Annotated in this window: 9 protein-coding genes; 6 read left to right on the forward strand and 3 right to left on the reverse strand. The window is 56.0% G+C overall.

Features of this window, described 5'->3' with window-relative positions:
• Both U738_RS09030 and U738_RS09035 read left to right on the forward strand, forming a co-directional pair.
• The gene (locus tag U738_RS09030) at positions 1-1077 is read left to right on the forward strand and encodes an ABC transporter permease (RefSeq protein WP_035579444.1); all 1077 of its coding nucleotides are present in this window, start codon (positions 1-3) and stop codon (positions 1075-1077) included.
• Complete coding sequence (locus U738_RS09035) at positions 1070-2653, forward strand: ABC transporter ATP-binding protein (RefSeq protein ID WP_035579446.1); 1584 nt, start codon at positions 1070-1072, stop codon at positions 2651-2653. Before U738_RS09030 ends, U738_RS09035 begins: the two co-directional genes overlap by 8 nt.
• Before the next feature lie 182 nt (positions 2654-2835).
• On the opposite strand, the gene U738_RS09040 is transcribed toward U738_RS09035, so the two are convergent.
• Positions 2836-3540 carry a pseudouridine synthase gene (locus tag U738_RS09040; protein ID WP_035583370.1) on the reverse strand — a complete coding sequence of 235 codons (705 nt, stop codon included), beginning with the start codon at positions 3538-3540 and terminating at the stop codon, positions 2836-2838.
• 2 nt (positions 3541-3542) lie between these two features.
• Positions 3543-4370 carry an amidohydrolase gene (locus tag U738_RS09045; protein WP_035579448.1) on the reverse strand — a complete coding sequence of 276 codons (828 nt, stop codon included), beginning with the start codon at positions 4368-4370 and terminating at the stop codon, positions 3543-3545.
• A gap of 72 nt (positions 4371-4442) precedes the next feature.
• Here U738_RS09045 and rarD point away from each other — a divergent pair, with 72 nt between their 5' ends.
• Entirely contained in the window at positions 4443-5351 is a 909-nt protein-coding gene (rarD, locus tag U738_RS09050) for an EamA family transporter RarD (protein ID WP_035579450.1), read from the forward strand.
• Here the strand turns inward: rarD and U738_RS09055 are convergent.
• The gene (locus tag U738_RS09055) at positions 5322-6983 is read right to left on the reverse strand and encodes a methyl-accepting chemotaxis protein (protein WP_035579451.1); all 1662 of its coding nucleotides are present in this window, start codon (positions 6981-6983) and stop codon (positions 5322-5324) included. The genes rarD and U738_RS09055 overlap by 30 nt on opposite strands.
• Positions 6984-7229: 246 nt before the next feature.
• On the opposite strand from U738_RS09055, the gene U738_RS09060 reads away from it, so the two are divergent.
• From U738_RS09060 to U738_RS09070, 3 genes are all read left to right on the forward strand, one after another.
• Positions 7230-8930 (forward strand): SulP family inorganic anion transporter, encoded by a 1701-nt coding sequence (locus tag U738_RS09060; RefSeq protein WP_035579455.1) that lies wholly within the window; start codon positions 7230-7232, stop codon positions 8928-8930.
• A gap of 224 nt (positions 8931-9154) precedes the next feature.
• The gene (locus U738_RS09065) at positions 9155-10315 is read left to right on the forward strand and encodes a TAXI family TRAP transporter solute-binding subunit (RefSeq protein WP_035579457.1); all 1161 of its coding nucleotides are present in this window, start codon (positions 9155-9157) and stop codon (positions 10313-10315) included.
• Between the two features lie 50 nt (positions 10316-10365).
• A complete protein-coding gene (locus U738_RS09070; RefSeq protein WP_035579458.1) occupies positions 10366-12375 on the forward strand; it encodes a TRAP transporter permease in 2010 nt (669 codons plus the stop codon).
• The last annotated feature ends 50 nt before the right edge of the window (positions 12376-12425 follow it).

Below are 12425 nucleotides of genomic sequence, written 5' to 3' on the forward strand. Positions count from 1 at the left end.
ATGGCCGCTTTATCGTCACGTTTAGCACCTATCACTCGCCGTCGGCTGGCCGCTTTTAAAGCCAATCGTCGTGCCCGGGTGTCACTCTGGTTATTTGCCACGCTGTTTATTGTTAGCCTGTTTGCCGAACTGATTGCCAACGACAAACCGATCATTATGCAGTACGAAGGCCAGTGGTACTTTCCCATGCAGGTGGACTACCCAGAAACCGAGTTTGGCGGCTTCCTGCCGACCCGAACGGACTATCTGGATCCCTTTGTTCAACAACAGATTAAAGATCACGGCTGGGCGCTTTGGCCTATCATTCCGTTTTCGTATCAGACTCTGGATATGAATATGACCCGCCCTTCCCCGGCTCCACCGGATAGCCGCCACTGGCTGGGCACCGACGACCAGGGGCGGGATGTATCGGCACGGGTCATTTATGGTTTTCGTCTTTCGGTGGCCTTTGCCCTGGTACTCACCGCCGGGTCATTAGTCATCGGCGTTGTGGTGGGCGGCGTGCAGGGCTACTTTGGCGGCAAAATTGATTTGATTGGGCAGCGCTTCACCGAAATTTGGTCCGGCTTGCCGGTGCTGTTCCTGCTGATTATTTTGGCCAGCTTTGTTCAGCCAGGTTTTTGGTGGTTACTGGGGATTATGCTGCTTTTCTCATGGTTGGGCTTGGTGGATATCGTGCGCGCCGAGTTCCTGCGCGCGCGCAATCTCGAGTACGTGCGCGCGGCCAAAGCCATGGGCTTGCCGTCACGCCTGATCATGTGGCGCCACGTGCTGCCCAACGCCATGGTCGCGACACTGACATTTATTCCGTTTCTGTTTACCGGTGCAATTGGCACGCTCACCGCACTGGATTTCCTCGGTTTCGGCCTGCCCCCCGGCGCTCCCTCGCTAGGTGAACTGGCAGCCCAGGGTAAAAATAATCTTCACGCTCCTTGGCTGGGTATCACGGCGTTTATGACCCTGGCGATCATGCTCTCGCTGCTGGTCTTTATCGGCGAAGGCTTGCGCGATGCCTTTGATCCTCGTCACGTGCAGCAGCGCCAAGCTGGGCCTGCCCAGGAGACTCAGCATGCATAATCCCCTGCTGCGCATTGAACATCTTGATGTCGCCTTTGATGGCAACCCGGTGGTCCAGTCACTCTCACTCACTCTCAATGCGGGCGAAACCCTGGCTATTGTCGGTGAGTCAGGCTCCGGCAAATCGGTATCGGCGCTGGGTATGGTAAATCTGCTGCCCAGTAACGCTAGCGTTCAGGGCGAACGCTGGCTGGGTGATACCAATCTGGCCACTTTAACGGAAACTGAGTGGAACACTATACGCGGTAATCGCGTCGGCTTTATCTTCCAGGAGCCGATGACCTCGCTCAATCCACTGCATCGGGTGGGTAAGCAGATTGGTGAAGCGTTACGGCTGCATCAAGGACTGCGCGGCCAGGCGGCCCGTGAGCGCAGCAAAGAGCTGCTGGAACAAGTAAAACTACCGCGCCCGGACGAACTGCTGGACGCCTGGCCCCACCAGCTCTCGGGTGGGCAGCGTCAACGGGTGATGATTGCCATGGCGATTGCCAACAATCCCTCACTGTTGATTGCCGATGAGCCCACCACTGCGCTGGACGTCACGGTACAGCAGGAGATTCTCGCTCTGCTGCGTGAACTACGCGATCACCATGGCATGGGTATGCTGTTTATCAGCCACGACTTAAACCTAGTTCGCCGTTATGCAGACCGAATTTGCGTGATGTACCAGGGGCGCATTCAGGAAATCGGCCCGGTGGAGCAGGTCTTTCAGCATCCGCAGAGTGATTACACCAAAGCGTTACTGGCTGCCGAGCCGGAGGGTCGGCCCCAAGCCATTGAGCAAACAGCGCCGCTATTAACCGCTCGTCAGTTAAGCGTCAGCTTTAAGCGCCCTAAAACCGGCTTATTTAAGCGCCAGCCGCCCGCTTTTGTAGCCGTTCAACCAACCGATTTCCATATTGCGCCGGGAGAGACTCTGGGCATTGTGGGCGAGTCCGGCTCAGGTAAAACCACGCTGGCCTCGGCGGTCATGCGACTGGTTACCAGCCATGGCGAGGTTAGCCTTGGTACCGATAAGCTAAGCTCCCTGACCGGCGATGCGTTGCGCCGTCATCGCCACAGGCTGCAGATGGTGTTTCAAGACCCCTATGGCGCCCTCTCACCCCGTATGCCGGTGTTCGATATCGTTAGTGAGGGCCTGCGCTTTCACTACCCTCACCTCACCACTGAAGAAGTCGCCCAGCGGGTTAATCAAACCCTGCACGAGGTAGGTTTGCCCGAAAGCTGTGCCGCCCGCTATCCCCACGAGTTCTCCGGTGGTCAGCGCCAGCGCATTGCCGTAGCCAGAGCGATTATCCTAGAACCAGAGTTGCTGGTGCTGGATGAGCCGACCTCAGCGCTAGATCGTACCGTGCAGAAGCAGTTAGTCGCGCTACTGCGTGACCTACAGTCGCGGCGGCAGCTTAGCTATTTGTTTATAAGCCATGATTTAGCCGTTGTCCGCGCCATGGCACACCGCATTATGGTGCTCAAGGATGGCGAAGTGGTCGAACAAGGCCCCTGCCTAGAGGTGCTTTCAGCGCCCCAGCACGCTTATACCCAAGCGCTGATTGCTGCTGCCCACCTAGCCCCTTAAGACGAAGCAACGGCTAACGGAACTGCTGGAAGGCAGTTTCCGCCTACGACTTTCCACCTGATTCGCACAATCTCCAGGCAATAACTTGGGGCGAAAACGTAAGATAACGGTATAAATATTAAATTAAAAATAAAGCCGCTCATCCATTGAGGAAGCGGCTAAAGCAGACCTTAAACCGGCACTCAGAAAAGCGCGATTTCGTCGCTGGTTAATTCCCGCCACTCGCCAGGCGCCAGGTTCTCATCCAGCGCTAAATCGCCGATGGAACTTCGGTGCAGTGAGTTCACATGGTTTCCCAGGGCGGCAAACATCCGCTTCACCTGGTGATAGCGCCCTTCGGTAATGGTGAGCTCCGCCTGGGTAGGCGAAAGAAGTCTTAACGTTGCAGGTTGGGTCGGTGTCTCTTCCCCATCCAGCATCAGGCCATCGGCGACCTGGCCAATCGCCCACTCCGCCGCGGCGCCTTCCATAGGCTCGGCTAGCTCGGCGATATACACCTTGGCGCAGCGATGGCGCGGAGATGTGACGCGGTGAGACCACTGACCATCATCGGTTAATAGCAGTAAGCCCGTGGTATCTACATCTAACCGCCCTACCGGCTGCAACCGATCCGCTTTGGGTAGATCAATTAGATCGATTGCTCTTTGGTAGAGACCGCGGCGGGCGTTACATTCAACGTCGACGGGCTTGTGCAGCATAATGTAGCGAACGCCTACCAGCGCTAGCCGCTCGCCGTTGAGTACCACCACATCATTATCGGTATCGATTTGGGTCGCCGACTGTTTGATCGGCTCACCGTTCAGGGTCACTTCGCCATTTTTGAGTGCCCGCTTGGCGAGACTGCGGGTTAACGGTGAGGTTTCACTCAAAAAGCGATCAAGGCGCATCATTAACCGACTCCTGGCAGCAGCTTAAAATGGTCGGCATCTTGCCAGGCAGGAAATTTTTCACGAAAAGCATCAAGGGCAGTTTTATCCAGCGTGCCCGTCTCTATAAACGGGGTATGGGCAGGTTTATCAATTAACGCTTCGCCTTTGAAGTCGACCAACAGGGAGTCGCCGCTATAGGCAAGCCCTTTGGCATCTTCTCCAACGCGATTAACGCCAATCACATAGCTTAGGTTCTCTACCGCACGGGCCTGTAGCAGCGTGCGCCAAGGGTGACGACGCGGTGCTGGCCAGTTGGCAATACACAGCAGCGCATCATACTCGAAATGCTCCCCCTCTGCTGGCTGCTGGCGCATCCACACAGGAAAACGCAGATCATAGCAAACGCTGAGCAGCAGTTTAAAGCCGTTGAGTTCCACCACTTTGCGCTCACTACCCATGCCATAGCGCTCATGCTCACCGGCCATACGGAACAGGTGGCGCTTGTCGTAGTGGGTTAAGTCGCCCTCTGGGGTGGCCCAGATCAAGCGATTATAAAACTCGCCTTGCTCTTCAATCGCCACGCTGCCCGTCATCACGCATTTGCGCGCCTTCGCCTGGGCCTGCAGCCAAGCAACGCTTTGGCTCTCTGCCATCGGCTGAGCCATCTCGCGGGAGTTCATGGTAAAGCCAGTGGCAAACATTTCCGGCAATACAATCAGATCCGTATCGCGGCCATCCAGTTCGCCTAGCAACTGTTCAAGATGGGCGTGGTTGGCCTGGGGGTCTTCCCAGCGCAGGTCGCACTGCACTAGCGTGCTGCTAAGTTGGCTGTTTCCAGAGTCACTCATTGAACACCTCCATTCCGCCAGTGTGATTGCAAAGTTTATGCTAGATTAGCATCTTTAAATAATGAGGCTGCTATGCTTCCTACTCCAACACGCGATCCCGCTGCCGTCAAAGGCGTTATGTTTGGGCTAACCGCCTACACCATGTGGGGCTGCTTTCCGCTCTTTTTTGCCCTGTTTGACGGCGTTCCCGCCTTTGAAATATTGATTCACCGTATCATTTGGGCGTGTCTTTTCTTGGTCGGCTTGATTACCTTACTGCGCCGCTGGCCGCCGGTGGTCACTGCACTGGGTGAACCCAAGCGGCTTGGCCGCGTGTTGGCCTGCGCGCTATTGATTGCGTTTAACTGGGGTATCTATATTTATGCAGTGGAGTCTAAGCAGGTACTGCAGGCAAGTTTGGGCTACTTCTTAACGCCGCTAGTGAATGTCGCCCTGGGCATGCTGGTGCTGCGGGAAGTGATGGCAAAGTTGCAGTTGGTCGCCTTGGGGCTGGCCAGCGTGGCCATTGCCATCCAGTTTGTGATGCTGGGTGAACTGCCTTGGATTAGCCTGATGCTGGCGTTAAGCTTCGGCAGTTATGGCCTGTTTCGTAAGCAGGTGCCGCTGGACGGCTTATCAGGACTGTTTGTAGAAACCCTGTTGCTATTTCCCCTCGCCCTGATCGCCTTGACTTGGCTAAGCTGGAACGGCAGTTCGCACTTTTTGCAAAATACATCTACCACTAGTCTGCTAATCGCCAGCGGTGTCTTGACCGCATTGCCGCTTATGGCTTTTGCCGGCGCGGCCCGTCGGCTACGCTTAGCGACCATTGGCTTTCTTATGTACATCAATCCCAGTATCCAATTTCTCATCGCGCTAACGGTTTTCGGCGAGCCCCTGGGCATTATCCAGTTGGCCACTTTTGTGCTTATTTGGATCGGGCTCGCGCTTTACTCCTGGTCGGCGTGGCAGTCACGCCCGCGCTACGCTGCGGCTAGTTAGTGCAAGCGGTGGCGCTGGAGCGGTCTCTGACTGCAACGCAGGGGGAGCCGCTATATCACGCTCAGGCTGGTAGCCAACCCGGAAACCGCCCCAGTGCTTACCCTGGACATACACCGGTACCGAGAGGTCGTGCATGATCTCGCCGGTGTCGCGCTTGTAGGTTTGCAGCAGTAACGGCTTTTCATGAGCGCCACAGCGGCTGCCGGTTGGGTCATCGAAAATGCGTTTGTTGCGGCAGAATTTTAGATCGTGGGCGTAATCACCGGTTGGCGCGAGGCTAACTGCCTTGTTATGGGTAGGCACATAGCCTTTACGGTCACAGGCAATTGCGTAGCTCAAACCTAGCTGAGTGAGCAAAGGCTCCTGCAGATCAGGTAGATACCTATCGGTGAAACTATCAAAGCCGGTTGTATACTGTGGCGGCTGCGTACCCGGAATCTGTTCATACTGGGGCTGGAACAGGTGGGTATCTGAAAGCTCCCCGCTGGCTATCGCTTTTTCCAGCAACTTGCCCAATTTATTGGCCGTTGAGCGTGCCGCGCGGAACACCTGCTGGTGGCGCCCTTCTAAATGCTGTTGAGCCAGTTCCCCATCGACGCCTTCTGCGGCTTCCATCAGCGCCCGCGCCTGCTCGGCCAAATCATGCATATTACGGTTGCCTTCATCCACATCATCTTCTAGCTGGCTAAGGCCATCCGCCACGGTTTGGCTATGCTGGCGTGTGTTCTCCATCGCACCGGCAACCCGGGTAATTTCGCTCTGCACCTGATCGAATTCCTGGGTCATCGTACCCAGGCTATTGCCGACCACTTGCAATCCTTTGGAACGCTCGCTGATGCGGGTCATTAACTGACCCATGGTAGCGACCACCGATTGACCGCTCTGATGCATATCCTTAACTAATTCATCGACGCTCTGGGTCGCGGTTGAGGTCTTTAGTGCCAGATTACGCACTTCACCCGCGACTACCGCAAACCCACGCCCGTGCTCCCCCGCACGTGCTGCTTCAATTGACGCATTGAGCGATAGCAGATGGGTCTGCTCAGCGATATCCTCGATCATGGAGGTGACGCTGCGCACGCGCTCAATCTTATCGTTCAGCGCAGTCAGCATTTCCAATGCTTGGTTGGAGCGGTCGGCAACGTCGCTCATATCCTGGATTATATCGTCCAGCTCAGCATGGTTGTGATGGCTAGCTTCTCGGGCGCTCTCTGCCAGTGCCGCCACCTGGCTGGCGCTGGCACTGACCTGCATAATGGCCGCATTAATCGCCGTCATGCTCGATGAAGCCTCACGGGCCATGGCCTCTTGCTTGGAAAGGCGCTGATCCATCAGGTCGGCATAGTGTGACACTTCTGCCGAGGCAATCGCGGTACTGCTGGCGCGATTCATTAACCGGTACGCCATACCACGTAACGAACGGTAATCACGTAGGGGCTTAAAGCCACGCTGGCGCTGTTCAAGACGACGTTGGTCGGCCCGGTACACGCTTTCAAGCGCACTGAGCAGTACAACGCCGCCCCCCAGTGCAGCGGACAGGAGCGCCAGATAAATCCAGACACCGCCCTGTACGACAAGACCTACGGACAGCGCCAACAAAAACCCCGGAACTAACAATCGCAGTAAGCGCATGAGCAGTACTCTTTTTATTGACGTTATTGAGTATCGAAAACCCTATTTTAGGGGGCTTAACTCCCCTTTGCGGCTAAGCTTAGCGTGTTACGCTAATGAAAGAAGTAGCACTTTGGGGGCAGAACGAAAGTGTATAAGCGCTGGTTCATCATTGGCTTACCGCAGTAGAAATGAATATAAGCACTGCAATGAAATGGAATATCCCTTACTCTCTTTATTCTGCCACTCCGATAACACCTGGAACCCATGCTAAAGCGCTATTTGCCGATCCTGACGTGGCTACCCCACTACCATAAACGCTTGTTTGGGGCCGATCTCTTGGCGGGCTTGATCGTCACGGTGATGGTCATTCCCCAGTCGCTGGCCTATTCGCTGCTAGCCGGACTGCCTGCAGTGGTAGGCCTCTACGCCAGCATCCTGCCGCAACTGGTCTATACCCTGTTTGGCACCAGCAAGACCCTTGCCGTCGGGCCGGTCGCCATCATCGCTTTGATGACCGGTGCCGCACTCTCCTCCGTGGCGGTCACAGGCACAGAGACTTATTTACAGGCCGCGCTCATCCTGTCCCTGCTTTCCGGTGGCATGCTGGTAATCATGGGGCTGCTTAAAATGGGCTTTTTCAGCAATTTTCTCAGTCACCCGGTTATTTCCGGCTTCTTAACGGCGTCGGGCATATTGATCGCTGCTAGCCAGCTGGGCAGCTTGCTGGGGGTTGAGAGTAGTGGCTTTACCCTGGTGGAACGCCTTGTCACCCTGGTGCCTAATTTAGCCACTTTCAACTTACCCACCTTACTGATCGGCAGTGGAACGCTGCTGTTTTTGATCGTTATGCGACGCCATGGTAAAGCCGCCCTGCACTCAATGGGCTTGCCACGCACCCTGGCAGACTTGATTGCCAAAGCAGGGCCGGTCTTTGCCGTCGTGATTACCACCCTGGTTACCTGGTACTGGCAGTTGGGCGATAAAGGCGTCAGCGTTGTGGGACAAATTCCAGGCGGGTTACCCGCACTGAGCTTCCCATTGGGAGACTACTCACTGTGGCGGGCACTTGTGATCCCCGCGCTGCTGATTAGTCTGGTCGGCTTTGTGGAGTCGGTTTCCATGGGCCAGATGTTGGCCGCGAAGCGGCGCCAGCGTATCTCTCCCAATCAGGAGCTTGTGGGCCTTGGTGCCAGCAATTTAGCCGCCGGGCTTTCCAGCGGCATGCCAGTCACTGGGGGGTTATCCCGCACGGTCATCAACTACGATGCAGGCGCACAAACGCCTGCGGCAGGTGCCTTTGCGGCGCTAGGTATTGCGCTGGTCACTATGTCATTCACCGGCTGGCTCTACTACCTGCCCATCGCGACCCTGGCCGCAACGATCACCGTTTCGATTTTGACGCTTGTGGACATCCCCATGCTGCGGCAAACCTGGCGCTACTCCCGCAGCGACTTTGCCGCCATGGCGGTGACGATTTTGCTGACACTGTGCGAAGGCGTTGAGGCGGGCATCATCAGCGGGGTAACGCTCTCTATTGCGCTATTTTTGTACCGCACCAGCCGCCCTCATAGCGCCTTGGTAGGCCGCGTCCCCGGCACCGAACACTTTAGAAATACTACCCGCCACGATGTCGAGACGGTCAATACCGTTGCCCTGCTGCGCATTGATGAGAGCCTCTATTTTGCCAATGCCCGCTATTTGGAAGACACCGTCTATAACCTGGTAGCGAGCCACCCCGAGCTTGAGCACGTTGTATTGATCTGTTCGGCGGTTAACCTGATTGATGCCTCGGCGCTAGAAAGCCTGGATGCCATCAACGCCCGCTTAAAAGACTCCGATGTAAAACTGCATTTATCCGAGGTCAAAGGCCCGGTGATGGATCAGCTAAAGAAGAGTGACTTTCTGGATGCGCTTACCGGGCGGGTGTTTTTAAGCACCTACGCCGCTTGGCGTGAATTTTCTTAACTGCATTGCTCTCGCTACCGCTCTGAAAAACCAGGCTTTTGCCTGGTTTTTTTATACCTGTTGTATACCAACGGGCACCGCTGCTGACAACAGCATTGACAGCCACCCAGCGGCTTCTCTACTATCAGCCGACCACTTAGCAAAACCAAGTACCGCATAGCAAAACACTATGTAGCAAAACGTAACTAAAACCTTAAACACAACCACAATAAAGGAGCATCCCAATGCATCCATTTGCTCACCGCCTACTCATCGCCGCCTTACCTTTATCGCTACTCGGCGCAGCAGTCAGCCACGCCAGTGACATTGAACTCCCCGGCACCATGGCCTGGACGGCCTATGGCACTAACTCAAGCGGCTATGCCCAAGCCGTCGCCATCGGCAATATGCTGCAGAACAAATACGATTCATCAGTGCGTATCCTGCCGGGGGACAACGATGTTTCACGGATGACGCCGCTTAAGCAGGGCCGCGTTGACCTTTGCGCCTGCGGGATCGCCAGCTACTACGGCGCTGAAGGGGTAATGATGTTTGCCGACCGCGACTGGGGTCCTCAGCCACTACGCGTCATTACCACTTCCACTGCCTCTTTTGGTCTTTCTCTTGCGGTTGCGGGCGACCTGGACGTTGAAACGCCCGCTGACCTGGCCGGCAAGCGCATCGCCTATATCCGCGGTGACGATGCGCTCAATAAAGGCACCGAAGCTTACCTTGCCTTTGGTGGCTTGACCTGGGATGACGTAGAGCGGGTTGATTACCCCGGCTACGGGCGCTCGTTCGATGGCATTATCGCTGGCGATGTGGATGCCTCCTTTACCACCACGGTGACCCCGCCAGCCCAGCAGCTGGCCAGTAGTCCGCGCGGCATTAGCTGGCCAGTGCTAGACCCCAACGACGAAGCAGGCTGGGAGCGCATGGCCGCCGTTGCGCCCTACTTCCGCCCGCACGAAGTCACTTCTGGGGCTGGTGGCATCAGCGCCGAAAACCCGGTGCCCAGCGCTAGCTACCCATACCCCATTGTGGTCGCCAACCAAGACCTGGATGACAACGTCGCTTATGGCCTAATCAAGGCCATGCAGGAAAATTTCGACGACTACAAAGATAACGCCCCAGGGGCGCTTGGCTACGCCTTGGAACAGCAAGATCTTCAATGGGTAGTGCCGTTCCACGATGCGGTCGTGGAGTACTACAAAGAGATCGACGTATGGACTGATGAAATGCAGGCCCATCAGGATGAGCTGGTTGAACGTCAGGATGTACTGCTAAGCGCCTGGGAAAGCTTTATGCAAGACGCCCCCAGTGATGACGAGGCGTTTACTGCCGACTGGATGGAAGCCCGAGCCACCGCGCTTAGCGATGCCGGTTTCGAACCGATCTTCGAGTAATACGCCACGGGGCGGCACTTGCCGCCCCCTGCTGATTGACGGATGCCCTCATGACCACAGATACCTCACCTGCCAATAATCAGCAGGTTAAAGAAAAAATCAGCCAAATTCGTCAGCTTCCCCCTGCGCTGCGCTGGATCCCCGCCACGGTCACCGTCATCTTGATGGCGATGACGCTGGATTATCTTTTCAACGTTGGCTTGCTGACGTTCGTAACCGGCTTGGAAACACAGTTCTACTATGCCGTTGTGGCACTACTGCTACCGCTGGTTTTCTTGCTTTGGCCCATGCGGAGTCGCCAACAAGAACAGCCTATCCCTTGGTACGACTACCTATTGAGCGCTATAACGCTAATCGTTGGCGGCTATTTTGTTTATAACGCAGTCCCTATTTTAGAGCGCGGCTGGGCGTTTTCTGCGCCTGAGATCGCTATTTATGCCAGCTATGCCTACTGGCTGCTCATTATCGAAGCGGCCCGCCGGGCAGGCGGTTTACCGATTGCTATTATTGCGGGGGTCTTCTCTCTTTACCCGCTGGTGGCGGATATCGTCCCCGGCCCTATCCAGGCGTTTCCTTCGACGCTTGAACAGACCGCTATGTACCACACCATGAGTACCGAAAGCATCATGGGGGTGCCGCTGCAGGCGTTCGCGGGCCTGGTGATCGGCTTTTTGGTCTTTGGTGTCGTGCTGCAAAAAAGCGGCGGCGGTAAGTTTTTTATCAACCTGGCATTTGCGCTGCTGGGCCATGTGCGCGGCGGCCCCGCTAAGGTGTCGATTTTCTCCAGCGGCCTGATGGGCTCGATGAGCGGCAGCGTTATTAGTAACGTACTAACCACCGGTGTTTTGTCGATTCCCGCCATGCGTCGTATCGGTATGAGCCGCTCCTTTGCTGGCGGTGTGGAAGCCTGCGCCTCAACCGGCGGTGTATTGATGCCACCGGTGATGGGCGCAACCGCTTTCGTCATGGCCATGTTTCTCGACATTCCCTATTCCGCGGTAGCACTGGCTGCCGTCATTCCTTCAATTCTGTATTTCTTGGGTCTGTTTATTCAGATTGATGCCTACGCGGCCCGCCACGACATTAAAGGCTTGCCCGCCGTTGAACTGCCTTCGCTATGGCAAACCCTCAAAGAGGGTTGGTACTTTATTTTTGTCTTTGCTTTATTAGTTTGGATGCTGCTGATTATGCAGCGCGAAGCCGTGGCACCTTTCTACGCCACCGCGCTGCTTTTGGTGCTCAACCAGCTTTCCAAACATAACCGCTGGGGCTGGAAGGATGTAGCCGATACGCTGTCGTCTGCGGCCAAGCTGTTTGCCGAGTTAATCGCTATTTTGGCTGGCGTGGGCATGCTGGTGGGCGCACTTTCGATGACCGGCCTTTCCGGCACCATCGCTAACGACTTTATCAATATTGCCGGTGGCAGCGTGCCGCTGCTGCTGATTATGGGCGCAGTTACCAGTTTTGTGCTGGGTATTGGCATGACCGTGACGGCTGCCTATATCTTCCTCGCCGTTGCTCTAGCCCCTGCACTGATTCAAGGCGGCGGACTGGATCCCATGGCCGTACATATGTTCATTCTCTATTGGGGCATGCTGAGCTTTATTACCCCGCCAGTGGCACTGGGTGCCTTTGCCGCGGCTACCGTGGCCGGTGCCCGGCCCATGGAAACGGGCCTGCAGGCGATGCGTCTGGGTAGCGTGATCTACTTTATTCCCTTCCTATTCGTACTCAACCCCGCGCTGATTATGCAGGGCGCGCCGCTGATGATCGTGGCTGTCTTTATCCAGGCGGTCATCGGCATCATCCTGTTTGCCTCTGCCATGCAGGGCTACCTGATGGGGGTTGGTCGACTGGGCTATGGCGCACTGCAAGAGATCGTGATTCGTGCCCTGATACTGATCGCTGGCCTGCTCCTGGCGCTACCGGGTGGTGGGATGGTGCCGCTTAGCCAGTGGGAATTGATCGGTCTGGCCGCAGCCGCGCTGGTACCCGGTGTTTTGATGGCACGCTTAAGCCAGCGCCACCATCGGCGTTCGCAAAGCGCCTCTGCTGCGTAACAGATGGGGCACCAAGCGTACTCTTTTCAATTCACTATCATGCGAAATAC

The sequence above is a fragment of the Halomonas sp. TG39a genome, from assembly GCF_000744395.1.
GTDB lineage: Bacteria > Pseudomonadota > Gammaproteobacteria > Pseudomonadales > Halomonadaceae > Vreelandella > Vreelandella ventosae_B.